This window comes from Antrihabitans stalactiti (genome assembly GCF_012932915.1).
Taxonomy (GTDB): domain Bacteria; phylum Actinomycetota; class Actinomycetes; order Mycobacteriales; family Mycobacteriaceae; genus Antrihabitans; species Antrihabitans stalactiti.
Genome location: NZ_VCQU01000001.1, coordinates 444,839 through 469,448, shown reverse-complemented (window position 1 = coordinate 469,448; position 24,610 = coordinate 444,839). Strand labels below are relative to the sequence as shown.

At 63.6% G+C, this 24,610-nt stretch carries 24 protein-coding genes; 18 read left to right on the top strand and 6 right to left on the bottom strand.

The window, feature by feature from the left end:
- Nucleotides 1-343 precede the first annotated feature (343 nt).
- On the bottom strand, nucleotides 344-907 hold the full coding sequence (locus FGL95_RS02340) for an alpha/beta fold hydrolase (protein WP_206071383.1): 564 nt from the start codon (nucleotides 905-907) through the stop codon (nucleotides 344-346).
- 328 nt (nucleotides 908-1,235) lie between these two features.
- On the opposite strand from FGL95_RS02340, the gene FGL95_RS02335 reads away from it, so the two are divergent.
- Nucleotides 1,236-1,739, top strand: a complete 504-nt coding sequence (locus FGL95_RS02335; RefSeq protein WP_169584561.1) for a hypothetical protein — start codon at nucleotides 1,236-1,238, stop codon at nucleotides 1,737-1,739.
- Between the two features lie 226 nt (nucleotides 1,740-1,965).
- Nucleotides 1,966-3,129: an adenylate/guanylate cyclase domain-containing protein gene (locus FGL95_RS02330; RefSeq protein ID WP_169584560.1), complete on the top strand. Its 1,164-nt coding sequence runs from the start codon at nucleotides 1,966-1,968 to the stop codon at nucleotides 3,127-3,129.
- Here FGL95_RS02330 and FGL95_RS02325 read toward each other — a convergent pair.
- Both FGL95_RS02325 and FGL95_RS02320 read right to left on the bottom strand, forming a co-directional pair.
- Nucleotides 3,091-3,741, bottom strand: coding sequence for a TetR/AcrR family transcriptional regulator (locus tag FGL95_RS02325; RefSeq protein ID WP_169584559.1), 651 nt, complete (start codon nucleotides 3,739-3,741; stop codon nucleotides 3,091-3,093). The genes FGL95_RS02330 and FGL95_RS02325 overlap by 39 nt on opposite strands.
- Nucleotides 3,742-3,753: 12 nt before the next feature.
- Nucleotides 3,754-4,551 carry an SDR family NAD(P)-dependent oxidoreductase gene (locus tag FGL95_RS02320; protein WP_169584558.1) on the bottom strand — a complete coding sequence of 266 codons (798 nt, stop codon included), beginning with the start codon at nucleotides 4,549-4,551 and terminating at the stop codon, nucleotides 3,754-3,756.
- A gap of 133 nt (nucleotides 4,552-4,684) precedes the next feature.
- On the opposite strand from FGL95_RS02320, the gene FGL95_RS02315 reads away from it, so the two are divergent.
- Genes FGL95_RS02315 through FGL95_RS02245 form a run of 15 tightly spaced genes read left to right on the top strand, consistent with a single transcriptional unit; the run spans nucleotide 4,685 to nucleotide 19,384 of the window.
- Entirely contained in the window at nucleotides 4,685-5,137 is a 453-nt protein-coding gene (locus FGL95_RS02315) for a MaoC/PaaZ C-terminal domain-containing protein (protein ID WP_169584557.1), read from the top strand.
- The gene (gene fabG / locus FGL95_RS02310) at nucleotides 5,134-5,901 is read left to right on the top strand and encodes a 3-oxoacyl-ACP reductase FabG (RefSeq protein ID WP_169584556.1); all 768 of its coding nucleotides are present in this window, start codon (nucleotides 5,134-5,136) and stop codon (nucleotides 5,899-5,901) included. The genes FGL95_RS02315 and fabG overlap by 4 nt, the downstream gene beginning before the upstream one ends.
- Entirely contained in the window at nucleotides 5,898-6,665 is a 768-nt protein-coding gene (locus FGL95_RS02305; RefSeq protein ID WP_169584555.1) for an enoyl-CoA hydratase-related protein, read from the top strand. The genes fabG and FGL95_RS02305 overlap by 4 nt, the downstream gene beginning before the upstream one ends.
- On the top strand, nucleotides 6,658-7,455 hold the full coding sequence (locus tag FGL95_RS02300) for an enoyl-CoA hydratase/isomerase family protein (RefSeq protein WP_169584554.1): 798 nt from the start codon (nucleotides 6,658-6,660) through the stop codon (nucleotides 7,453-7,455). Before FGL95_RS02305 ends, FGL95_RS02300 begins: the two co-directional genes overlap by 8 nt.
- 3 nt (nucleotides 7,456-7,458) lie before the next feature.
- The gene (locus tag FGL95_RS02295; RefSeq protein ID WP_206071381.1) at nucleotides 7,459-8,232 is read left to right on the top strand and encodes an enoyl-CoA hydratase/isomerase family protein; all 774 of its coding nucleotides are present in this window, start codon (nucleotides 7,459-7,461) and stop codon (nucleotides 8,230-8,232) included.
- Nucleotides 8,233-8,245: 13 nt separating this feature from the next.
- A complete protein-coding gene (locus tag FGL95_RS02290; RefSeq protein WP_169584552.1) occupies nucleotides 8,246-9,859 on the top strand; it encodes a class I adenylate-forming enzyme family protein in 1,614 nt (537 codons plus the stop codon).
- 5 nt (nucleotides 9,860-9,864) lie between these two features.
- Nucleotides 9,865-11,529, top strand: a complete 1,665-nt coding sequence (locus FGL95_RS02285) for a class I adenylate-forming enzyme family protein (protein ID WP_169584551.1) — start codon at nucleotides 9,865-9,867, stop codon at nucleotides 11,527-11,529.
- On the top strand, nucleotides 11,526-12,791 hold the full coding sequence (locus FGL95_RS02280; RefSeq protein WP_169584550.1) for an aromatic ring-hydroxylating oxygenase subunit alpha: 1,266 nt from the start codon (nucleotides 11,526-11,528) through the stop codon (nucleotides 12,789-12,791). Before FGL95_RS02285 ends, FGL95_RS02280 begins: the two co-directional genes overlap by 4 nt.
- Entirely contained in the window at nucleotides 12,788-13,279 is a 492-nt protein-coding gene (locus tag FGL95_RS02275) for an aromatic-ring-hydroxylating dioxygenase subunit beta (RefSeq protein ID WP_169584549.1), read from the top strand. Before FGL95_RS02280 ends, FGL95_RS02275 begins: the two co-directional genes overlap by 4 nt.
- Nucleotides 13,280-13,304: 25 nt before the next feature.
- Complete coding sequence (locus FGL95_RS02270; protein WP_169584548.1) at nucleotides 13,305-13,520, top strand: hypothetical protein; 216 nt, start codon at nucleotides 13,305-13,307, stop codon at nucleotides 13,518-13,520.
- Nucleotides 13,517-14,770 (top strand): acetyl-CoA hydrolase/transferase family protein, encoded by a 1,254-nt coding sequence (locus FGL95_RS02265; RefSeq protein WP_169584547.1) that lies wholly within the window; start codon nucleotides 13,517-13,519, stop codon nucleotides 14,768-14,770. Before FGL95_RS02270 ends, FGL95_RS02265 begins: the two co-directional genes overlap by 4 nt.
- Nucleotides 14,767-15,963, top strand: a complete 1,197-nt coding sequence (locus tag FGL95_RS02260) for an acetyl-CoA C-acetyltransferase (RefSeq protein ID WP_169584546.1) — start codon at nucleotides 14,767-14,769, stop codon at nucleotides 15,961-15,963. Before FGL95_RS02265 ends, FGL95_RS02260 begins: the two co-directional genes overlap by 4 nt.
- On the top strand, nucleotides 15,960-17,306 hold the full coding sequence (locus tag FGL95_RS02255) for an OB-fold domain-containing protein (protein WP_169584545.1): 1,347 nt from the start codon (nucleotides 15,960-15,962) through the stop codon (nucleotides 17,304-17,306). The genes FGL95_RS02260 and FGL95_RS02255 overlap by 4 nt, the downstream gene beginning before the upstream one ends.
- Entirely contained in the window at nucleotides 17,299-18,492 is a 1,194-nt protein-coding gene (locus FGL95_RS02250; RefSeq protein WP_169584544.1) for an acetyl-CoA acetyltransferase, read from the top strand. Before FGL95_RS02255 ends, FGL95_RS02250 begins: the two co-directional genes overlap by 8 nt.
- A 28-nt stretch (nucleotides 18,493-18,520) precedes the next feature.
- Nucleotides 18,521-19,384 carry an SDR family NAD(P)-dependent oxidoreductase gene (locus FGL95_RS02245; protein ID WP_169584543.1) on the top strand — a complete coding sequence of 288 codons (864 nt, stop codon included), beginning with the start codon at nucleotides 18,521-18,523 and terminating at the stop codon, nucleotides 19,382-19,384.
- Nucleotides 19,385-19,653: 269 nt separating this feature from the next.
- Here the strand turns inward: FGL95_RS02245 and FGL95_RS02240 are convergent, their stop codons facing one another.
- From FGL95_RS02240 to FGL95_RS02230, 3 genes are read right to left on the bottom strand one after another with little or no spacing between them, the layout of a single operon-like run.
- Nucleotides 19,654-20,811, bottom strand: a complete 1,158-nt coding sequence (locus tag FGL95_RS02240; protein ID WP_169584542.1) for an acyl-CoA dehydrogenase family protein — start codon at nucleotides 20,809-20,811, stop codon at nucleotides 19,654-19,656.
- A 54-nt stretch (nucleotides 20,812-20,865) separates the two neighbouring features.
- Complete coding sequence (locus FGL95_RS02235) at nucleotides 20,866-22,020, bottom strand: acyl-CoA dehydrogenase family protein (protein WP_169584541.1); 1,155 nt, start codon at nucleotides 22,018-22,020, stop codon at nucleotides 20,866-20,868.
- A 6-nt stretch (nucleotides 22,021-22,026) separates the two neighbouring features.
- Nucleotides 22,027-23,178 (bottom strand): acetyl-CoA C-acetyltransferase, encoded by a 1,152-nt coding sequence (locus tag FGL95_RS02230; RefSeq protein WP_169584540.1) that lies wholly within the window; start codon nucleotides 23,176-23,178, stop codon nucleotides 22,027-22,029.
- Between the two features lie 221 nt (nucleotides 23,179-23,399).
- Between FGL95_RS02230 and FGL95_RS02225 the strand changes: the two genes are divergently transcribed.
- Nucleotides 23,400-24,608 (top strand): enoyl-CoA hydratase-related protein, encoded by a 1,209-nt coding sequence (locus FGL95_RS02225; RefSeq protein ID WP_420838007.1) that lies wholly within the window; start codon nucleotides 23,400-23,402, stop codon nucleotides 24,606-24,608.
- Nucleotides 24,609-24,610 lie beyond the last annotated feature (2 nt).

Below are 24,610 nucleotides of genomic sequence, written 5' to 3'. Positions count from 1 at the left end.
CGTTCGGTGGTTACACGTCCATTTCACACGCGGAAGGTCGCTGGTTCGAACCCAGCCGGGACCACCAGGTATTTCCGCTGTTCAAGGCGATATTTTCGGGTCGTTCGTCCACGCGATCGGTTGCCTATGGGCACATGGCTGCAAATCAAGCCGCGACGTGCTCATCCAGCAAGAAAGGTCAAAACTGGTGGGGCGACGGAAGCTGCGTCCACCGCGTGACCAGGGGAGTCGATCGTGCGTCTGATTGCGTGCGGGAGCGCTGTCGCCACCGAATCGGCTGCCGCCTCGAAGAATTCGACAGGGAGGGCAGGCATGTACGGGTCGGAGGTGGATCGCGTGAGAATCAGCGTCTCTTGCCGGATGCGGCAAGGCGGTCTACGGGAGGAGACCCGTCGTCGCCGAGGACAGCCGCGTCATAGGCGAGTGTCGGTGCCAGCGTGAGCAACCCGTCCCAGAACGGCGCGGTTCGTGCGCCGGCGAGGTCGTCGTCGCTGGCGCCCCCTAGCCGCATGAACGCCGCCAGCGCCTCGTCGGTCTGCCCTTGCGTCAGCGACTTTGCCAGACTTGCGCGGTATTCGCGCCAGCGCGCCACTGCCTCCGCCCCGACGCTGTACGGCACGTCGTACACCACGAGGCGATCCACTGGTAGTTCCGCCGCGGCAGCTTCGAGGGCGAGCGCAGCACCGGTCGAGGCGCCGAACACGTGAGCCGAACCGCCGGCGACGTCAAGCAGCGCCGCCAGATCCTCGAGTTCCCGCTGCACCGCGTACGGTTGCGTGTCCCCGCTGGCGGCCCGTCCCCGACGCGCATAGTTGTACACAGTGAACTTGCTCGCCAACGCAGGTACCACCGCAGGCACGGACCCTTCGCGCTGATACGCGATCGGTGTTCCATCGGCGGACGTCACTGTTTGAGTGGCACTAGCCATGGATCGCGATCTCCCGTCGGGCAAGAAGGTCTGTCCGGTCCACGCGATCATCGTCGACATTGCGGCGCGTGGCAATCGTCCAACCGATCTATCGGAGGAATTATCGGTACGTATCGTTCGCGAATTATCAACTGGCACAACGCTATTTATCGCACGGCGAAGCAGTGATGCGTCAAGCGGCGTATTCATCCAGCAGCACTGTGCGCATTTAGGACGTGGGAGACCTCGTTGGGCGAGTAAGTTCCAACCCAAAGGTAAGTGTCGGGGACGGACCGAAGATCGACCGCACTCCCGGAGGTAAGTCTCAATGAGCCGCATTCAGCGATTGCTCCTGGCGATGACCGGATCCGCAGTGCTGCTGGTGGGGTGGGCTGCTCCTGTTGCGGCGGCACCACCGAATCCCAGCGTTCCGGACGCAGTGACACTCACGGCCTTCGGAACTGGCAAGAAGATCACCATCCAAGTGACCAACAACTACTCCGCGCCACTCACACTCTGTGGCATATTCCTGTACCTCGACCCCGCCGCCCCGCATGCCGGAAGTCCTGCTGATACGTGGGGTCCGGTCGATCTTCAACCAGGTAAGACCCGGGAACATGTGGTCGAGATGTTCCCGATGTACAACGGCAACTACCACGTGTACTGGAATTGCGCCGTGGCGGAGAACGAAAAGACTGTCTGGTGGGGAACGGCTCCGCACTATCAAGGTACGGACGCAGGCTGGACACCGACGGCACAGCCGCCATCGGTCCTCGTCGACACTCCTACATGCTTGGGACCTGTCTGCTTCCCGCCGGGATTCGGAATCTGACGTCGTCATCCGTGGCGGAGACCAACCTCGGGACGACCCGTTCGACTCACAAAATCGTGTGGCTGGCAACCGTCTTGCGCATGATCACACTCTCGATGCCGTGGTGCGCGGCTTCGCCGTGCTTCGAGACTGTGCGTCGTATAGCTAGTGAAAATGATTGAATTGCCTGAGGTCACTATCCGAATTCGATGGTCGGCGGCCGCTGCCCAGATTGCGAGTTGCACTGATGCGAGTCGACAAGGGGCGTGTCCGGCTGCCTTCTTGGCTTTCATCAGCGTGGGCTAGAACTGCTCGGAGCCGCGAAATTTCCGATGCTGGACTACTGAACGGCCTCACCGGCGACGCTCGAAAGGCTAGGCGAGCGTTGCTCTTGCGCCTGTCCAACACTGGATTGTCGACGCCCGAGTTGGTGCAAGCCGCGCAGGCGGGCAGGCTCGGTCACCTGTTGCTGAAGGATGCGCTGACGGCAGGTGGCACGAGGTACACGCTCGAAGAGATTTCGGATCGCTCCCGCCTGCCAGTCAGTGAGGTGGCGAGGTGGTTCCGAGCCATGGGCCGAGGCGTATCCAGCACGACGTCCGCAGACTTCAGTCGAGAAGATCTGCGGTTGGCACAAGTACTCGTCGAATATCGTCAACTCGGGCTCGACGAGGAGGGCATCTTCGCTTCCGCGCGAATACTGGGAAGGAACCTGTGGGCGATTGCCGATGCCGTCGAGTCGGTCGTGGACGAGCGACTGAGTGCGGAGGTCGACCACCCGGAAGTGGCATTACGTCTCGCGACGGAGGTGTCGCGGTTGGTCGAAATCCAGGCCAGTATCCTCGCGTACGTTCTCGCGAATCGCTTTGAGCTGCTGGTATTTCCCGACAACGACACGACTGATTCTGCGACGACCGGTGACATCGCAGTGTGCTTCGCCGACATGGTCGGTTTCACATCGCTCGGCGAGGCTGCGACGCCGACCGAACTTGCGCAGTTGGCGGAACGCCTCGACAGGGTGACGACGGACGCGGTCCAACCTCCTGTTCGGTTCGTCAAGACGGTCGGCGACGCGGTCATGCTCATTTCGCCCGATCCGAACGCACTCGCGCGGACCGTCCTGAAGATTTTCGCGGCCGCGCGCACCGAGAAATTGCCATCCCTACACGCGGGAATTGCGTGGGGGCCGGCATTGCCGAGTGCGGGGGACTGGATCGGCCGAACCGTCAATCTCGCCAGCCGAATCTCCGCTGTCGCCAAAACGGATGTCATCCTGGTCGATGAGGCGATGCGTAATCGCCTGGATGGCGCAGAACTCCGGTGCGAATCGGCCGGCGTCTTCAACCTGAAGGGTTACGGCGAAGGGCGCGAACTATTTCGACTCCAGACAGCGACTGCGGCGATCAATTAGCGATACGAGCGTGGGGGCGGCGTCGAGGCCGTGCCTGATCATCGATTGTGCAGTTGCCACAACGGAATCCACGGAGCCGCGAGAAGAGTTCCACCACTCCGGCGCCCAGTTGAGCGCGCCGATGATAAGCATCCGGGCTGCTCTGAGGTCGACATCCGGCCGGATTACACCGTCGTCCTGCGCCTCGCTCAGGAGACTCCGCCACAGCGCGTGGTACTCCGCCGACTCGCGGGCGAGCTCGGTGCGGATATCAGGAGGCACTTGCCCGCTATTGCGCGACACTGCGGTGGCGAAGTCGGACAGCTCCAGCTCGACTCGCAGGTGCGCCTCGATCGCCGTGCAGATGCGTTCGAGAGCCGGTGTCTCGGGCGGCAGTGCGTCGAGCGCCGCGCTCACGTGGTCGCGTAGCCGCTGCTGGCCCACGACCATCACCTCCGCGACAAGCTCGTCACGAGATTCGAAGTAGTAGTACACAGCCGGCGCACGCAGCTGCGCAAGCTCGGCGATATCGACGAGTCGGGTACCCGCGTAACCCTTTCGGGTCAGGACGAGTGCTGCCGCTGCGAGGATTCGTTCGCGCGTCGCGTTCGAGCGATTCTGTTTGATGCTCATGTCGGAGGCCCCTCAGGGCATCGTGTAGCCGCCGCTGACCGAGAGCACCTGACCGGTGACCTGGCGTGCGGCTGTATGGGACGAAGCCCATACGACGGAATTCGCGATGTCTTCGGCGGTAGTCAGCCTGCGCAGCGGAATGTCCTTGCGCAGAAACTCGATCTGCTTGTCGTTGAACACCGCGTCCTGTCCGACGGCCCACAGGCTGTCGGCGCCTACGGCGTCGGGGCTGTCGGGGATTACCAAACCTGGACAGATGACGTTCGACCGGATTCCGTGCCTACCGTGCTCGCGAGCAGTGGTTCGAGCGAGCGCGATGAGCGCCGCTTTCGTCGCGCCGTAGATGCCCTGCCTTATCTGGCCGAAGGCGGCGTCGCTGGCAATGAAGACGATCGATCCGCAACCCGCCTCTTTCATCGAGGGAATCGCGGCCTGCGTGCAGGCGATCGCTGTGAAGAAGTTGATTTCGACTGTCCGTTGCCACTTCGTGCGGTCGGTGTCTTCGGCGATGAACCCCGGAACACTCCACCCGGCGTTGTTCACAAGCGCGTCGATCCCGCCCCAGCTACTCACCACGTGCGCAACGGCGGCGTCCGCTGCGCTCGGTCCGGTCAGGTCTGCCACTTCGACCTCGACCGCGTCGGCGCCCAGTTCCAGTGCCTCGGCGCGGACCTTCTCCGCCTGCGGACCGTCGATGTCACTGATGACGATCCGTGCGCCCTCGCGGGCGAATCCGTGCAGGATGCCGCGGCCGATGTTGGACGCCCCGCCCGTCACAAGTACGCGCGCGCCGCGTAGTCCCAGGTCCATGGCGGTTTTCCTATCCTGCCGGTACGTCCTTGAATTTATGTTCGATTCAAAACAGTAGCAGCCGACGTTGACGCTCGTCCAAGTTTTAATCTATATTCAATTCAAGTCCGAACCGAGCTACGGGAGAGTGCACGTGAAGGTCTACAACGGTGTCGACGAGTTCGCGACAGCGCAGGGCGACGTCCTGGGAACCACCGACTGGGTCGTGATCGATCAGGCTCGCATCGACAAGTTCGCCGAGGCCACGGGCGATCACCAATGGATACATGTCGATCCGGTGAAGGCAGCTACAGGCCCGTTCGGCACGACGATCGCGCACGGTTTGTTGACGCTGTCGCTGTTGCCGGTCCTCGTGCACGAGCTCTACAAGGTCGACGGCATCACGATGGCCGTGAACTACGGGTTCGACAAAGTCCGGTTCGCCTCGCCTGTCCCGGTCGGTTCCCGAGTGCGCGCAAGTGCGGTCGTCGCAGCGGTGTCGAAGGTGCCGGGCGGGGTGCAGGGGCAGGTCGACGTCACCATCGAGGTCGAAGGTTCGGCCAAGCCGGCGTGCATCGCTCAGTCGATCGTGCGGTTCGTGGCATGAGCGGTCTGGTCGCGGGTGACGCAGCAGTGGTCACGGGCGCCGCGAACGGCATCGGTCTGGAAATCGCGCGCCTCTTTTATTCACACGGTGCGAGCGTTGTTCTGGCCGATATCGACGGCGAGAAGGCAGCGGCAGCGGCCACCGCCCTCGCAGCAGATCCGAACAAGCCGAGCGCCGCAGTTGGTCGTCTCGTCGGTGTCGCGTGCAATGTCACCGACGAGGCATCGGTACAGGCGGCAGTCGACACCGCGGTCAGCGAGTTCGGGTCGCTCGACGTGTACGTGAACAACGCAGGGATCACGCGTGACGCGTCACTGCGGAATCTGCGTCCGGAAGACTTCGACGCGGTGATCAACGTGCACCTCAAAGGCACCTGGCTCGGTGTGCGTGCAGCATCGGCGGTCATGCGCGGAGCCGGTAGCGGATCGATCATCAACATGTCGTCACTGTCGGGTAAGTCCGGCAACCCGGGGCAGACGAACTACAGCGCCGCAAAAGCCGGCATCATCGGGCTGACCAAGTCTGCGGCAAAGGAACTCGCGCACAAAGGAGTCCGCGTCAACGCCATTCAACCTGGCCTGATCCGAACCGCCATGACCGAGGCTATGGCGCCCGAGGTGTTCGCAGAACGTGAGTCGGCCATCCCGATGAAACGCGCAGGCGAGCCCGCCGAAGTTGCAGGCGCTGCTTTGTTTCTCGCATCGAGTCTGTCCAGCTACATGACGGGCGCTGTCCTCGAAGTCGGCGGGGGGCGGTTGATGTGACGGACGTTGTGCTCGTCGAACGAAACGGGGCAGTGGGCACGATCACGCTGAACAGGCCCGCGCAGATGAACGCGATCACCGTCGAACTGGGTCGCGAACTGGGGCGAGCGCTGTGCGAGATTGTCGACGATGTGAACGTGATCGTCATCCGCGGCTCCGGCGGAAACTTCTGTGTCGGTGGCGATTTCCATGAGTTGGCGCGACTGCGTGCGGCGGGCGTCCACGCGATGGCGGAGTTGTTCCGCAATTTCGGGCACGCCTGCGCGACGATCGAGGAGTTGGCGGTTCCGGTGATCTGCGCCGTCGAAGGGTACGCGATGGCGGGTGGCTTCGAGTTGATGCAAGCCGCTGACATCGTCCTGATTCACGAGAACGCCATTGTCGCGGACACTCATTCACGGTTCGGTCAGATCCCGGGTGGGGGGAGTAGTCAGCGGCTGCCCCGACTCGTTGGACGGCAGCGCGCCCTGGCGCACATGCTGACCGGCGATCGACTGACCGCCCCAGAGGCCATCGCTTGGGGGCTGGCGTATCGGCAGTTTGCGGCGGAGGAGTTCGGAAACGCCGTCACCGACTTTGCGCAGAAGCTTGCGGCCAAAGACCCCGTAGCACTGGCGGAAAGCAAGCGGCTCGTCTACGCGGGCCTGACCTTGCCGCTGGCCGAAGGGCTTGCAATGGAGCACACGGCCGTCCTTACGCACCTAACTCGTTCCTCAGCGGGCGCAGGAATCGATTCGTTCACGAAGGGATCCTCGAATGCCTGACTCTGCTCCAATCCTGCTCGACATCGACGACGACGGAATCGCCCGCCTGCGCCTGAATCGCCCGCAGGCAGCCAACGGGATGGACGTGCCGTTCCTGCAGGCATTGCACGCGGCTGTCCTCCAATGCCATGGCGACCCGTCGGTCCGTGCCGTGGTGCTGACCGGCGAGGGGAAGCACTTCTGCGCGGGCGGCGACGTCCGTACGTTCGCGTCCAAGGGTGAGCAGCTTCCCGACTATCTGCGCGAGGCGACAGCCTGGCTTCAACTCGCGATCGCCGCGCTGATCCAACTGGAGGCCCCTGTCATTGCCGGTGTTCACGGCTTTGCAGCGGGCGGAGGTGGTTTCGGCCTGGTGTGCGCTTCCGACTTCGTCATCGCGGGCCGCTCGGCGAAGTTCATGTCCGGTGCGGTCCGCGTGGGCATGGCGCCCGACGCCGGCGTATCGGTCACGCTGACGCAGCTGGTCGGCCTACGCAAGGCGACCGAGATCCTGCTGACGAACCCGACGTTGACCGCCGACGATGCGCTGGCGATCGGCCTGCTGACCAAGATTGTCGACGACGACGCTGTCGAGTCCGAAGCGCATGCCTACGCAAAGCAATTCACCGATATGGCACCGAAGGCAGTCGGCGCGACGAAGCGGTTGCTGTGGGCCGGCGTTGGGGCAACGATCGCCGATCGACTCCCGGAAGAAGCGCGGACCGTAGCTGCGCTATCGGGCACCGCCGATTCGCTCGAAGGCCTCGCCGCCGTGATCGAGCGGCGATCCCCGAAGTTCGTGGGGAGTTAGGTGATGACCGACGTGGTCGTCACCGAAGACCGCGGCGCCGTGCGGATCATAACGCTGAATCGTCCGCAGCGACGCAACGCGATCGACCTCCCGCTGCGCGTCGCGTTGGCCGAACGACTCGATGACGCAATGGCGGACAGCATGATTCGGGCGATCGTGCTGACCGGAGCCGGTTCGTCCTTCTGTTCGGGGGGCGACATCTCGACGATGGCGCGCCAAGGCGAAGAGAAGACTCGTCCGCGAGCCCAGGCCGCGCAACGCGTCGTCCGCGCGATCTGGGGTGGTCCGAAACCTGTTGTTGCCGCGGTGGAAGGTTCGGCATTCGGCGCCGGGACGTCGCTGGCCTTGGCATGCGACCGCGTGGTCGCCGCATCGGATGCTGTGTTCAGCACCGCCTTCACCGGTGTCGGTCTGGCGGGTGACATGGGGATCTTCGCCTCGCTACCAGCGCGCGTGGGGCCGGCGCGGGCCAAACAGTTGATGCTGTTGCCGCGCAGGCTGTCCGGGCTCGAAGCATTCGAACTGGGCATGGTCGATGCCGTCGCAGAACCCGGATCGGTCCTGACCGCCGCCCTCGCCGACGCAGATGCGATGACAGCGGCCCCGCCGCTAGCTGTTCGGGAAATGAAGTCGCTGCTCGCCCGCTGGCCGAGCGATCCGTTCGCGATCCTCGATCACGAGGTCGACAGCCAGGCCAAGCTTTTCGACACCGACGATTTCGCCGAGGGTGTCAGCGCATTCCACGACCGTCGCCGCCCGGTCTTTACCGGCAGTTAGTAGGAGGAGACACATGACCACACTCGTCGAATCATATTGGCCAGCAGACAGTTCGGTAGCGCTGTCGGAGCACACGGTCGGCACTCTGCTTGCGGAACGCGCAGACACCCACAATGCGAGGGTGGCGCTCGTCGGTACCCCGCACGGAACCACCCAACTGCGCCGTCTCACTTACGGCGAGCTGTACGAGGAGGCCCGGCGGGTGGCGTCGGCTCTGACCGAGCTGACCGAGCCCGGCGACTTCGTTGCGATCTGGGCACCGAACGTCGTCGAATGGCCGATCGTGCAGTACGGCGCCGCGCTTGCCGGCCGAACGTTGGTCGCGATCAATCCGGTCTTCCGTGCGGACGAATTGCGTTACGCCTTGACGCATTCCAGTGCGACGGTCCTTATTCACGCCGATGCGAATCGGGACTACGACATGGCTGCCGTGGTCTCGAAGGTTGCCTCGGACGTCCCATCGTTGGTGCACGTCATCAGCCTGTCCGAGCGGGATCGTTGGCGGGGTGGCTCGGCCGAGTTCGTCTCCACTGCCACCGATCCTGACGCTCCTGCAATGCTGCAGTACACCTCGGGAACGACGGGACTGCCTAAAGGTGTTCTGCTTCGCCACCGTTCGCTCGTCAACGTCGCAATGCTGACGATGGAAGCAGCGGAGATCACCGAAGGCGCGGTGTGCGTCAACCCGCTGCCGATGTTCCATACCGCGTCGTGTGTCATCGGGACCTTGGGCCCGCTGTCCATCGCGGGCACCGCGCTACTCGTGGAAACGTTTGCGCCCCAGTCAGTTCTGGACTGGGCAATCGAGGAGAAGGCAACGGTGCTCTTCTTTGTGCCAACGATCCTCGGCGCGCTTCTCGAGACGATGCGGAACAACGACCGACCCGCACCGCAGTTCCGGAGCATCCTCGGTGGAGCAGCGAATGTGCCTGCCGTGATGATCGAAGGCGCGCGCCGAGTGTTCGGCGGCGCGGTCCACAATCTGTTCGGCCAGACCGAGCTTGCCCCGGTGCTCACCTTGATTCGTCGGTCCGACGCGATCGAGGATCAGCTCGGCACGGTGGGTCGGCCGATCGGTCAGGTCGAGGTCAAGATCGTCGACACGGTCTCGGGTGCGACGGCGCCGCTGGGCGTACAGGGCGAGATCTGTGCCCGTGGATACCAGCAGATGATCGAGTACTACAAAGATCCGGACGCCACCACACGCACCGTCGACGGCGACGGTTGGTTGCACCTTGGCGACCTCGGATCGATGGACGAGCGTGGCTACATCACGCTCACCGGACGACTCAAAGATCTCATCATCAGCGGTGGCGAAAATATTGCTCCTGCGGAGGTCGAGTCCAGGCTCGTCGAGCATTCCGCGGTGGCACAGGCGGCGGTCGTCGGTGTGCCGCACGAGAAGTGGGGCGAAACGGTCGCTGCCGTCCTCGTGGTCCGCGGCGAACGACGGCCAGCCGAACTTGTCGAATCAGTGCGTCGTCAGCTCGGCCAGCGAGTTGCGCCGTTCAAGGTACCGAAGCGGTGGTTCATTACCGACGCACTACCGCTGACGGCGTCCGGCAAGGTCCAGAAGTTCGTTCTTCGCGACGCGATCCTGTCCGATCGACTCGACGAGGTCAGGTGAACAGTATGACCAGTCCTGACATCGCGCGTCGCAGGCAAGCGCTCGTCGACGCGTTCCCACAGTGGACGCCGTCGTCGTTGGGTCGCTGGCTCGACAACCGCGCGGAACGATACGGCAGCCGACCGCTCGTCATCACCGACGACCGCGTTCTGACTTACGCCGAGACCGCCGAATGGTCGGACCGACTTGCGGCAGGCTTGGTAGAGCTGGGAATTCGTCCCGGCGACCACGTCGGTGTACTGATGGCGAACTACCCTGAGTTCGTTCCGATCAAGTTTGCGATCGCGAAAGTCGGCGGCGTCGCCGTCCCCATGAACTTCCTGTACCGCGCCGCAGAACTCGAATATGTTCTCGCACAAGCGGAGTGCAGACTGCTGATCACGATGACCGGCTTCGCGGGCTTGGACTACCTCGCCATGCTCGACGAGATAGCATCGCGACTGCCGCTGCTGAACAACGTAATTCAGCTCTCGACCGACGGGCGCGTGCGAAACGGACTGCTGACCGTCGATGAGCTGTCGACATTGGCGGAGCCGACTGCGGGCGCCGACGTCGATCCTGGAGCTGTCGGCGACATTCTGTACACGTCGGGTACAACGGGGTCGCCGAAGGGCGTTCTCATCACGCACGACGCGGTGTTGCGCACGGCCTACGCGTCGGCGCTGACGCGAGCGTTCGGCGACGGACGTCGAATCCTGTTCTCGCTGCCGTGTTATCACATGTTCGGCTACGTCGAAGGGCTCTTAGCCGCGACGGTGGTGGGCGGCGCGGTGGTCCTGCAGACATCTTTCGACCCGCGGCAGTACCTCGCGGGGGTGGAGCGACACAGAGCAACCGACATTCTCTGCGTGCCCACGATGACCGTGGCGATACTCGAGCACCCAGACCGTGCATCCTTCGATCTATCCAGCTTGGAAGCAGTGCTGTCCGGTGCAGCCCCTGGACCGGTGTGGTTGTGGGAACGGGTGCGTGCGGAGTTGGGCGCAACCGAGATCGTCACCGGTTACGGCATGACCGAGTGCGGTGGGGCAATGACACTGACGCTTCCGGAAGACGCTTTCGAGCTGACGTCGACGACGGTCGGTAGGCCGAAAATGGCCGGCGTTGCGGGGTTACCGGGTGGCGGTCTGACGGAGTACCGGACCGTCGATCCCGAGACCGGTGAACCGCTACCCGCAGGTGCCACAGGCGAACTCGTGTCCAGAGGCCCCACCAACATGCTGGGCTTCTGGGCGAAACCGGATGAGACGGCGCACGGGCTGCGCGACGGGTGGGTTTTCTCCGGCGACTTGGGTCGTGTGCGACCCGACGGCTATCTCGAGGTCACCGGCCGCAGCAAAGAGCTCTACAAAAGCGGCGGCGAACTCGTCATGCCCAAGGAGATCGAGGAGCTGCTGACCGCGCACCCCGAGATCAGCCAGGCCTATCTCATTGGTGTTCCGGACGAGCGGTGGGGCGACGCTGGTTGCGCGTGCATCGTCAAAGCCCCCGGCGCGACGATCGACGAGCAGGCCGTGATCGAGCTGTGCAAGTCGCGGCTGGCGCGGTTCAAGGTCCCCAGGCACGTCGTGTTTCTCGACGCGCACGAGTTGCCGACCACGCCGACCGGCAAGGTCCAGAAGTTTCGCCTGGTTGCTCAGGTGCAGCAACGATTGGAGCAGTACGCATGACGATCACCACCGATTCAGTTCCGCGCGTTGACTATTCGAAGCTGATCGAGCCCGAGCGAGTCCACGGCAGCCTGTACACCGACCCCGCTATCTTTGCCGACGAGCTCCAGCGAATCTGGTACGGCGGTTGGGTGTTCGTCGGTCACGACAGTGAAGTCCCGATGCCCAACGATTACGTCCGAAAGAACATCGGTCCGCAAGACATCGTGATGACCCGCGATCGTGAGGGTGACGTGCATCTGCTCGTCAATCGGTGTGCGCACAGGGGCAACCTTGTGTGCGACGAACCTTCCGGAAATTCCAGTTCCTTCCGGTGCCCCTATCACGGGTGGACGTACCGCAACACCGGAGAACTGCTCGGTTACCCCTACCGCAAGGGCTACGACGGCACGAACAAGTTGGACCTCGGCCTCGGCGTTGTGCCGAAAGTTGCTGTGTACCAGGGCTTCGTATTCGGCAGCTTCAATCCGGACGTACCGTCGATCGAAGAGCATCTCGGGGCGGCGGCGGGGGAGATCGACCGATTGGCACGACTGTCGCCGGAGGGCAGGGTCGAGCTGGACGCCGGTTGGCTCAAGCACAAGACCCGGGCCAACTGGAAGCTGTTGGCGGAGAACGAAACCGACGGCTATCACCCTCAGTTCGTGCACGGTTCGATTTTCTCCGTCACGGGCAGCACCATCGGCCCGCTCTACAGCGACAACTCGACCGCGGTGACGCGCGCGTTGGGCAATGGGCACAGCGAGAACGATCTGCGTCCTGAATTTCGCAAATTCGCCGAGCCCATGCGCTGGTTCGGGACCACTCCCGACCGGGTACCGGACTACGTCGCGAAAATGCGCGCGTTGCATGGCGACGATGCGGAGCAGATTCTCATCGAGGGTGGCCCGCACGTGATGGTCTTCCCGAACCTCTTCATCGCAGAGATCCAGGTGTTCAACATTCAGCCGATCTCGGCGTCGGAGTGCGTCCAGTACTCGACGGCAGTGCAGCTCAAGGGCGCTCCGGAACTGAACAAGCGGATGCTGTCGCAATCGATCGGATCGGTCGGTCCCGCAGGAATGCTCCTCGCCGACGACACCGAAATGTATGAGCGCAATCAAGTAGGAGTGTCTCAACTGCGGCCGGAATGGCTCGACATCCGGCGCGGCGCCGGACGCGAAAGGACCGACGAGGACGGCTTCCTCGTCGGCGGCGCGACGGACGAAACCGCGATGCGCGCGTTCTGGCGCCACTACAAGGGTCTGATGGAGGCGAAATGACAACAACGGAAGCGACGATCGCCGACCTTCGCGAGATCGAGCAGTTCATCTACCGCGAGGCACGCTATGCCGACGAGCACGATTACGACTCGTGGGAGGCGCTCTGGACCGACGACGCGCTGTATTGGGTGCCAGCCGGCGGATCGCTGGCCGACCCGCTGCATCAGGTATCGGTGATCTACGACAACCGCCGTCGAATCTCCACCAGGCTCAAGCAATTACGCACCGGCAAGCGGTACGCGCAGTCGCCACCGTCGAACCTGCGACGCACGATCTCGAACGTGGAGATCCTGTCGTCGACGGACACGGAAACCCAGGTCGGCGCCAATTTCGTTCTCTACGAATCGAAGCCGCGCGGCATCGAAATGTGGGCGGGCCGGATCACCTACGTGCTGCGGTCGGTCGACGGCGAGACCAAGCTGGTCCGTAAGACGGTCGTGCTCGTCAACAGCGCCGAGGCATTGCCCACCCTCGGGTTTTTGATTTGACCCAGTTTGATCTAAGGAGCGAGCCATGGACGGTGTCGTCGCGAGCGAATTCGCACAGGTCGCGGTATCGATCGACCGTTCGGCGAACAGCCCACGGTTGCGATTGGAGGACCTGAAAACCGGTCAGGTCCGCTTCCTTGATGCCCTCGAATTGGAGACGATCGTCTGGATATCCGATGGGCACTTGCAGCAACTGTTGGACCCTTCGGCGGATCGCTGGCGTGAGGACGTGCAGACGTGATCGATTCCGATGAGGTCGATTTTGCCGACTTCGTGCGGCCTGGCGACGTCATCGTATGGGGTCAGGCGTGTGCCGAGCCCGTCACGTTGGTCGAGCGTCTGCTGGACCAACGCGCAAACTTGGGCGGCGTGACCTGCTTCATCGGTATTCCAGCCGCGAATTCGGTGCGACCAGAGCACGCGGATCACATTCGGTTCGTCAGCTACTGCGGAACAGGTAGCAACCGCGCGCTCGCGGATGCAGGCGTCCTCGACATCTACCCGGGCAATTATTCGACGTTGCCGACGTTGCTCACCGCGGGTCCGCTGGCGGCCGACATCGTCCTCGTCCAGTGTTCGCCCGCCGACGACGCAGGGCGGCACAGCCTCGGCCTTGCCGACGATTACTTCTCTGCTGCAATTGATTCGGCGCGGGTGGTGGTTGCCGAAGTGAACGATCAGGTGCCGTTCACCCACGGCGCGCGATATCTGACGGCGGCCGATATCGACGTCGCCGTCCGGGTCAGCAGAGCACCTGCGGAGGTCCCCGCAGCCCGAAGTACGGACGAGACACAGCAGATCGCGAAGAAGGTCGCATCACTCGTCGCCGACGGATCCACGTTGCAGTTCGGGATCGGTGCCATTCCGGACGCAGTGCTCAACGAGCTTTTCGAATGCAACGACCTCGGTATTCATTCCGGCCTACTGACCGATTCGGTGGTCGAGGTGATTGAACGCGGCGTCGTCACGAACGCACGAAAGACGAACGACACCGGAGTGTCGGTCGCCGGGCTCTTGCACGGCACGCGGCGTCTGTTCGACTTTGCCGATCACAATCCTGCGATCGAACTGCGACCGACCATGTACACCCACAACGCAGCGGTGCTCGCTGCAACTCCGGCTCTGGTCGCCATCAACTCGGCCATCGAAGTCGACCTGACCGGACAATGCAACGCCGAGGTCGCGGCCGGCCGTTATGTAGGTGCCGTTGGTGGTGGTGGCGATTTCCTGCGTGGCGCAGCGCGATCGGCCGGCGGGGTGCCGGTTGTCGCGCTGCCATCGACGGCCGGGGATCGCACTCGAATCGTGTCGCGGTTGTCCGGTCCGGTGAGTACATCTCGCGCCGACGCCGGTGTCGTCGTCACCGAGTACGGGGTTGCGGACCTCCGGGGTCTGCCGCTATCCGAACGACGCAAGGCGATGATCGCGATCGCACACCCCGACCATCGAGACCGACTAACCGAAGCGGTTGCCCGCAAGGAGGATTCATGAGGAGAGCGGCAATCGTCAGTCCGCTTCGTACGCCGGTCGGCACGTTCGGCGGCGCTTTGCGTACGGTGCCTGCCGAGGAGTTGGCCACGGTGATCATCAAGGCGGTGGTCGAGCAGTCTGGGGTGGACCCGAGCCGGATCGATGACGTGTCGTTCGCCCAGTCCTATGCAAATTCTGAGGCGCCATGCATCGGCCGGTGGGCCGCGCTGAATGCCGGTCTGCCGATCGAGGTTCCGGGCTTCCAGACCGATCGACGCTGCGGCGGTGGACTGCAGTCGATCGTGACCGCGGCGATGATGATCCAGACCGAGGCTGCCGACGTCGTGCTGGCAGGCGGTGTGGAATCAATGAGCAACATCGAGCACTACACGCAGAGCATGCGCTGGGGTTCGCGCGCGGGCAACGTCGCGCTGTACGACCGGTTGGATCGCGGCCGGGAGCGATCGCAACCCGAGGCCAGGTTCGGCCGGATCAGCGGGATGATCGAGACCGCAGAGAATTTGGCTGTCGACTACGACATCAGTCGCGAAGCGGCCGACGAGTTCTCGGCACGCAGTCATCAACGTGCGGCGGCGGCGTGGGACGCGGGCTTGTTCAAAGACGAAGTCGTCGCGGTGGAAGTTGCTCAGCGCAAGGGTGATCCGCTCGTCTTCGACCGAGACGAAGGTATCCGCCCTGATTCGACCGTCGAATCGCTCGGTCGGCTGCGCACGCTGTCGAAGAACGGAGTTGTCACCGCCGGCAATGCAAGTCAGCAAAACGATGCTGCCTCAGCCTGTCTCGTCGTCGCCGAGGACAAACTCGACGAGTTGGGTCTCGAGCCGATCGGCTACTTGCGGGGTTGGGCAGCCGCGGGGTGCGAGCCGTCCCGGATGGGGATCGGTCCGGTCCCTGCGGTCGCGAAGCTGTTCGCGCGGACCACGTTGTCCTTCGATGATGTAGACCTCGTCGAGTTGAACGAGGCCTTCGCGGTGCAAGTGCTGGCCGTGCTGAAGGGCTGGGGGTTCGAGGATCAGGAACGATTGAACGTCAACGGGTCCGGGATCTCACTCGGCCATCCGATAGGTGCGACCGGCGTCCGGATCATGACGACGATGCTGCACGAACTGCGCAGGCGCGGCGGCAAATACGCGCTGGAGTCGATGTGCATCGGTGGCGGCCAGGGCATGGCGGCACTTTTCGAGGCACCGTGAACGGGATCATCGGCTACGGCACGTACCTCCCGAGCGGGCGGGTCCAGCTGGCTGACATCGCAGCAACGTTGGGCATCAAGGCGGGGAAGGGTGCGCGCGTCGTGGCGTCGTTCGACGAGGACAGCACAACGATGGGCGTGGCGGCGGCATGCACGGCACTGACCGGCGCCCCGAACGCATTGTTCTTCGCGACGACGAGCCCGGCCTACGCGGACAAGACGAACGCGACGGCCCAGCATGCGGCACTTGGGCTTCCGGACGACGTGTTTGCGGCGGACGTTGCAGGGTCGGCGCGCAGTGGTATTGCGGCGCTCAAAGCAGCACGCGCGTCCGGTGGTGTGGCGGTCCTTGCCGAAGTCCGCGTCGGTCGACCCGGTTCCGCGGACGAGCTCGGTGGGGGCGATGGGGCAGCGGCGTTCGTGTTCGGCGATTCGTCGCATGCGATTGCCGAAGTGGTTGCCGAATACAGCACTACAAGTGAGTTTCTGGACCGATGGCGCGCACCGGGAGCCGGCGGTGGAAGTCAGTGGGAAGAGCGGTTCGGACTCGACGAGTACGTCCCGTTGATCGAGCGGGTCGTCAAAGAATTGGCTGTCGATGCCGATCACGTCGTCGTGGTCTCGCCCAACTCGGGTGTGGTCAAGCGGGCTGGAACGCTGGTGCAGGGCCGCCTGTCGACCACGTCGTCGCCGATTGGGCACGCCGGCACGGCCGATGTGGGAGTGGCATTGGCAAGTGTGCTCGACAACGCCGGTCCGGACGAAACCATCATGGTGCTCTCGGCGGCCGACGGTTGCGACGGTCTGTTGCTACGAACCACGGACCGAATCATTGCTGGTAGACAGCCGGTTTCGGTTGCCGAGCAGCTCGCCGCCGGTACCAAAGTGCCGTACGCGACCTATCTCAGCTGGCGCGGCATCCTCGACCGAGAGCCGCCGCGCCGACCCGAGCCCGACCGGGCAGCAGCGCCACCCTCGGCTCGCGCACGAGCGTGGAAATTCGCCTTTACCGGAACCACCTGCACAGCATGCGATCTCGTCCACCTACCGCCCGCTCGGGTGTGCAAACGGTGCGGTGCCGTCGATCAGATGACCGCGCGCTCGCTCGCTCGCGCGAAGGGGACAGTCGCGACATTCACGGTAGACCGCCTCGCGTACTCGCCTGCGCCGCCCGTCGTCGCAGCGGTTGTGGACTTCGACGGCGGGGGCCGTTACACGCTCGAGGTTGCCGAGTCGACTGGTGCCGACTTGAAAGTCGGTGCGCGGGTCGCACTCACGTTCCGTCGCCTGAATACCGCTGGGGGAGTGCACAACTATTTCTGGAAGGCTCGAGTCATTGAGTAGCAACGGAATTCGAGACAAGGTTGCGATAGTCGGCATGGGCTGCACGTCGTTCGGTGAACATTGGCACCGCTCGGCCGACGATCTGCTGATCGATGCTATGGCGGATTGCTTCGACGCAAACCCACGATTCGATCGCGCTGATGTCGACGCGTACTGGCTGGGAACGTTGGGGTCAGGGCAGAGCGGGCTCACGCTGAGCAAGCCCCTCGGCTTGGACTACAAACCGGTCACGAGGGTCGAAAACTATTGTGCCAGTGGGTCCGAGGCGTTTCGGAATGCGTGCTACGGCGTGGCATCAGGTGCCTACGACCGGGTGGTGGCAATCGGAGTCGAGAAGCTGAAGGACTCGGGGTTCTCCGGGTTGCTGCGCGGTGATCCGCCTGGCGACGGGACGTCCGCCGAGTTGTCGATGACGGCTCCTGCAGCGTTCTCGCTGCTGGATCCTGCCTATTGCGCGCGGTACGGGGTCGATCCGGGGGCGATGCGCGACGCGATGACCCATGTGGCGTGGAAGAACCACCGCAACGGCGCGTTGAATCCGAAGGCGCAGTTCCGGGCTGAGGTCGCGAAGGAGAAGATCGCGGGCGCACCGTTGGTCGCCGGCCGGCTCGGCATCTTCGACTGCTCAGGCGTGTCCGACGGTGCCGCGTGCGCGTTGATCGTGCGCGCCGAGGACGCGTACAACTACACCGACACGCCGCTGTTCGTGAAGGCGCTCTCGCTGGTCGCGGGTCCGGCACGCGGTGCGATGGACCCGGAGTACGACTACACGACGTTCCCCGAAGTGGTCCACAGCGCACGAGATGCATACGCGCAGGCTGGTATCGAGGATCCGCGCACCGAGATTTCGCTCGCCGAGGTGCACGACTGCTTCACACCGACCGAGTTGATCCTCATGGAGGATCTCGGCTTTACCGACCGGGGTCAGGCCTGGAAGGACAGTCTCGCAGGCGATTTCGACCTCGACGGTCGGTTGCCGGTCAACCCTGATGGTGGTTTGAAGTCGTTCGGTCACCCGGTGGGTGCGAGCGGACTGCGGATGCTCTACGAGATGTGGCTCCAAGTGCAGGGGCTCGCAGGAAAGCGGCAGCTCGATGATCCACGCATCGCTTTGACGCACAACCTCGGCGGCCGCCCGGGTAGCTGTGTGTCGTTCGTGTCCCTGGTTGGGCGCGAAAAAGGTTGATTTACAACAAGTCTGAAGGAGATATGGCATGCCAGGAGTAACCGATCGAGTCGTCGTTGTCACCGGTGCCGGTGGTGGCCTCGGACGGGAGTACGCGCTGTTGCTTGCGCGTGAAGGAGCCCTTGTCGTCGTCAACGACCTCGGTGGCGCGAGGGACGGATCGGGTGCAGGTAGCGCGATGGCAGACGGCGTCGTGAGCGAGATCCGCGCGGCCGGCGGCACTGCGGTTGCAAACTACGACAACATTGCGAACGAAGAAGGGGCGCAAGCCCTGATCAAGACTGCGATCGACGAGTTCGGCGCGGTGCACGGGGTCATCAACAACGCGGGAATTCTGCGCGACGGCGCATTCCACAAGATGTCGGTCGCGGACTGGGAGTCGGTACAACGCGTGCACCTGTTCGGCGGATTCCACGTCACGCGGGCCGCGTGGCCGTACTTCCGGGAGCAGCGGCATGGGCGGGTCGTCGTGGCGACGTCGACGAGTGGCATCTACGGCAACTTCGGCCAGGCAAACTACGGGGCAGCGAAACTCGGGCTTGTCGGTCTGGTCAACACGCTCGCCATCGAAGGCCGCAAGTACAACATCCTCGCCAACGCGGTTGCGCCCATTGCTGCGACGCGAATGACCGAGGACATGGCACCCGCCGAGGTTCTTGCCGCACTTCCGCCGGCGCAGGTCGCTCCTGTGGTCGGGTATCTGGTCAGCGACGAATGTGCTGATTCCGGAACAGTTCTCGTCGTCGGCGGCGGAAATGTCCACCGCGTCGCGCAGTTCGCGTCGAAGGGTGTGAACTTCACCGTGCCACCGTCGATCGACGAGGTCGCAGCGTCGTGGGATCAGATCACCGATCTCAGCGGTGCCGAACTGGGCAAGAACCCCGTCGGCTGAACGCGGACGTTGGTCGGACGGGAATGTGGGATTCCACTCGGTTACCGAGTGGAATTCCACGTTTTGTTGGCGGGTGAGAGCGACTCCAACCGGCGGCTTGGCCGAGGGGGGCGGGTATTGCTGTCGCCACTCGGGGGTTGTTCGCACAACAGCCCGTTCGGCGGTGACGAAGAGTCCATCCGGTCCATGTCGGCTGGGAATGTGGGATCCCACTCGGTTACCGAGTGGAATCCCACCTATCCTCGGCGACGAGGACCGGCGAGGTGAAGTCAGCGATCGATGCCGCCGCGAGCGACGAGTTGGGACACGATGACGTTGCGCTGGATCTCGTTCGTGCCTTCGCCGACGATCATCAACGGTGCGTCACGGAAGTAGCGCTCGACGTCGTACTCGGTCGAGTAGCCGTAGCCGCCGTGCACACGGACCGCGTCCAACGCGATCTCCATCGCGACCTCGGAGGCGTACAACTTGGCCATGCCGGCTTCCATGTCACAGCGTTCACCAGCCTCGAACTTCTCGGCCGCGTAGAGCACGAGTTGCCTTGCGGCAGTGAGCTTTGTGCCCATATCTGCGAGGTAGTTGCCGACGGACTGATGCTTCCAGATCGGCTTCCCGAAGCTCTCGCGATCCTGCGCGTACTGCAGGGCCGATTCGAAGGCAGCGCATCCTACACCCAAAGCCCTTGATGCGACTTGGATTCGGCCGGTCTCGAGCCCTTTCATCATTTGAGCGAAACCTTTGCCTTCGACCCCGCCCAGGACCGACGACGCGGGTGCGCGGTAATTGTCGAAGGTGATCTCGCAGCTTTCGACCCCCTTGTAGCCGAGCTTGGGGAGATCGCGCGAAACGGTCAGGCCGGGTCCATGTTCGACGAGCAGGATGCTGATCCCGCGGTGTTTCGGTTCTGCGGCGGGATCGGTTTTGCAGAGCAGGGCGATCAACTGCGAGCGGCGCGCGTTGCTGATCCACGTCTTCGAGCCGTTGACGACGAAATAGTCACCGTCGCGCTTCGCGACCGTCTTCATCGCCTGCAGGTCGGATCCGCCGCCCGGCTCCGTGAGCGCCATCGTCGCGCGAACTTCGCCAGTTGCCATGCGCGGCAAGTACTGCTGCTTCTGTTCATCCGTACCGAAGGCGAGAATCAACTTCGATACGACGGTGTGCCCACCCATCGCACCGGCAAGGCTCATCCATCCCCGGGAGAGTTCTTCGGTCACCATCGCATAGCACGGCATGCTCACCGGGGCCTCGCCGTACGGTTCGGGAATCGCCAGGCCGTAGATCCCCATCTCTTTCATCTGCTCGATGAGATCCTCGGGATAGGTATTCGAGTGCTCGAGCTCGTGCACCACGGGCTTGACTTCCTTTTCGACCCAGTCGCGGACCGCGTCCACGATCGCCTGTTCGTCTTCGCTCAGCTTGCTCATCGGGGTTCCTTGGTAGTGGATACGAACATGTCTACGCCTCGCTGAGGGCCTCGGTCAGCCTTTGCCGACGATGTCGCGACCGATGATCTCTTTCATGATCTCGGTCGTGCCGCCGTAGATGGTCTGAATTCGCGTGTCGACGTACGCCCTTCCGACCGCGTACTCCGTCATGTAGCCGTAGCCGCCGTGCAGCTGCAGGCAACGGTCGATCACGCGTTTCTGCAGTTCGCTGACGTACCACTTGCCCTTCGCAGCGTCGACGGGCGTCAGCTCGCCAGCGTTGTAGGCCAGCACCGATTTATCGACGTAGGCCTCGACGATGTCGATTTCGGTCGCCATCTCGGCAAGTTCGAAGCGAGTGTTCTGGAACTGCGAGATCGGTCCGCCGAACGCCTGCCGTTGGTTGCAGTAGTCGACGGTGATGTCGAAGATCGCGCGGGTGGTCGCCATCGCCTTCGCGGTGACGCCGAGCCGTTCGCGGGGGAGATGGCTCATCAGATAGCCGAGCCCGCGGCCTTCTTCGCCGAGCAGGTTGGCGGCGGGTACGCGCGCATTCTCGAAGTAGAGCTCGGCGGTGTCCTGTGCAGGCAGCCCGATCTTGTCGAGTTTGCGGCCGCGTTCGAATCCGGGGGTGTCGTTCTCGACCACGAACAGGCTGAAGCCCTGCGAGCCGCCTTTGGGGTCGGTCCTGGCGGCGACGACAACCAGGTCGGCCATGATGCCGCTGGAAATGAATGTCTTCTGCCCGTTGAGAATCCAGTCGTCACCGTCACGAACGGCGCTGGTTCGAATGCCGCGAAGATCACTGCCGGTGCCGGGTTCGGTCATCGCCAGCGCGCCGATGATCTCCCCGGTTGCGAAACCGGGAAGCCAGCGTTGCTTCTGCTCGTCGTTGGTGAGGTCGAGTAGATAGTGCAAGACGAGGTCGTCCTGGAGGCTGACGGTCAGTCCGAAAGACAGCGCGTTGATGCGCGCCACCTCTTCGCAGACGATCATCCGGAATCGGTAATCGGACTCTCCTGAGCCGCCGTATTCGGTGCCGACCTGCAAGGAGTACACGCCGGCCTGCGCTGCCTTCGCGAAGACTTCGCGATCGATCCACCGGTTCTCGTCCCACTTGTCTTTGAACGGAACGACCTCACGGGCGAGAAACTCTCGGACACTCTCGCGGTATAGCTCGTGGTCTTCGTTGTAGAGCGTGCGTTTCATTGCCGCTCAGAGCCTTTCGATGATCGTGACGTTGGCTTGCCCGCCGCCTTCACACATGGTCTGCAGGCCGTAGCGACCACCGGTGCGCTCGAGTTCGTGCAGCAACGACGTCATCAGCCGGGCGCCGGTGCAGCCGATCGGGTGTCCGAGCGCGATTGCGCCGCCGTTGATGTTGACCTTCGCAGGGTCCGCGCCGAGGTCGGCCAGCCAAGCCAGGACGACCGGTGCGAATGCTTCGTTGATTTCGACGGCGTCGATGTCGTCGATGGACAGTCCGGCGCGCTTCAGTGCGTGCTGGGTCGCAGGGATCGGGGCGGTCAGCATCATCACCGGGTCCGCACCGCGGACCGAGATGTGGTGGACGCGTGCGCGGGGAGTGAAGCCGAAACGCTCAACGGCAGCTTCGGACGCGACAAGCAATGCTGCTGCGCCGTCGGAGATCTGGCTGGCGACGGCCGCGGTGAGAACGCCGCCCGGAACGAGAGTTTTCAGTCCGGCCATCTTCTCGAGGCTGGTGTCGGCGCGTGGACCTTCGTCGACGGTCACACCCTCGAATTCGGTGATCTCGCGGTCGAATCGACCCTCGGCGATCGCGCGTAGGGCGCGTTGATGACTTTCGTAGGCGAATGCTTCGTTGTCCTTGCGGGTCAGGTTCCACTGCTCGGCAATCATTTCCGCGCCGCGGAACTGCGAGATCTCCTCGTTGCCGTAGCGCGCGGCCCAGCCCTTCGACCCGGTCCAGGGGTCGGTCGAGCCGTATGGTTCTCCCGCTGCGAAGGCGCTGAGGATCGGGAACTGGCTCATCTTCTGCACACCACCGGCAACGATGAGGTCGGACGTACCGCTCATCACGCCTTGCGCGGCGAAATGCACCGCTTGCTGAGCGGACCCGCACTGGCGGTCGATCGTGACGCCGGGAACGGATTCGGGCAGGCCAGCCGCAAGCGCAGCAGTCCGTGCGATATCGCCGGCCTGGGAGCCGATGTTGTCGAGGCAGCCCAGGATGACGTCGTCGATCGCTGCGGGATCGAAGTCGTGACGTCCGACCAGGGTCGAGATGACATGAGCGGCCATGTCGGCGGGGTGGGCGCCGGCAAACCCGCCGCCGCGTCGGCCGACCGCAGTGCGTACAGCGTCGACGATGTATGCCTCGGGCATGTGGGTTCCTTTGTCTCGGGGTCTCAGTCGAATTTAACATAGATTCGAAACGTGGCCAGTGTCGAACCGGTGCGAACTCGCACGGCACTTGCGTCGAGTTTAATATATGTTAAATTCGAAGAACCGCAGAACCCGACCGCGGTGAAGACCTCTCGTTCGGGCGCGTGCGTTGTCCGCGCCCGAACGGGCTCCCAACCTGGGGCCGACCGAACGAGAGGGGATTGGAGGCTCTGATGGATCGATACGCAGCAACAGCGACGGCGACCGCGCTGTACGAGGCGCTTGCAACGGGCGATAGGCCCGCGCTCGCCGCGCTCTTGCACCCCGAGTTCGAAGGACATACGACGGCCGGAATGCCACTGGGACTTGGCGGCAGCTACCGAAGCGCCGACGACATGTTGCGTAATTTCTGGGGCCGCATCGCGAAGCACTACAGCGCGAAGGCGGTTCCGAAGGAGTTCCACGTCCTCGACGACGACCGGCTGTCGGTGTCGGGCAGCTATGTCGGGACAGCAAAAGACTCCGGTAAGGCGCTCGACGCGGAATTCGTCCACGTCCTCGGATTCGAGGGCGGCCGGATAAGCCGGTTGGATCAGCTCACGGATACGCAGGCGTGGCACGAAGCGCTGTCGGGTACCACACGTTTCGAGACGATCGACTATTCGGTGCGCGACGGAGTTGCCGTGATCTGCCTCAACAGGCCGAATGAACGCAACGCAATCGACCTTCGACTCGGCGAAGAACTCCTGGAGGTCGCCCGGCTTTGTGCCGGCGACAGCGCGGTCCGCGCGGTTCTGTTCCGGGGCAACGGACCTGCGCTGACGGTAGGCGGTGACATCGGGTATTTCACCGCGAACGGCGGCGCACAGTACGGCGAGTTGTTCCGTCGCATGACCGGACCGTTCCACGAGGCATTTCGCATCTTCGACCGCCTAGATGCGCCGATCGTCACGGCAGCACACGGGTCCGTAGCCGGCGGCGGACTCGGGTTCGTCTATGCCGCCGACATTGTCTACGCCGCGCCGGGCACGAAGTTCGTCACGGCATTCGCGGCGATCGGGTTGTCCGGAGACGGCGGTGGCACGTGGCACCTTCCGCGACTCATCGGTCCGCGGCGCGCGGCGCAGATGTACCTCGAGAACCGCGCACTCGACGCAGACGAGGCCGTCGAGTGGGGTCTCATCACGGAAGTCGTTGCGGCCGAACAGCTCGAGGATCGTGCGTTCTCCACCGCAGCGACGCTCGCTGCTGGTCCGACCAAGGCGTTCGGACGAATGCGCTCGTTGCTCCATTCTTCCTGGACGAATTCGCTGTCCGAACAACTCACCGAGGAATCCGAAGGCATCGCCTACTCGGGCGCCACGGCGGACGCCGCGAACGCCATCGCCAGCTTCGTTGCAAAGCAACGACCTACGTTCGAAGGACGGTAACC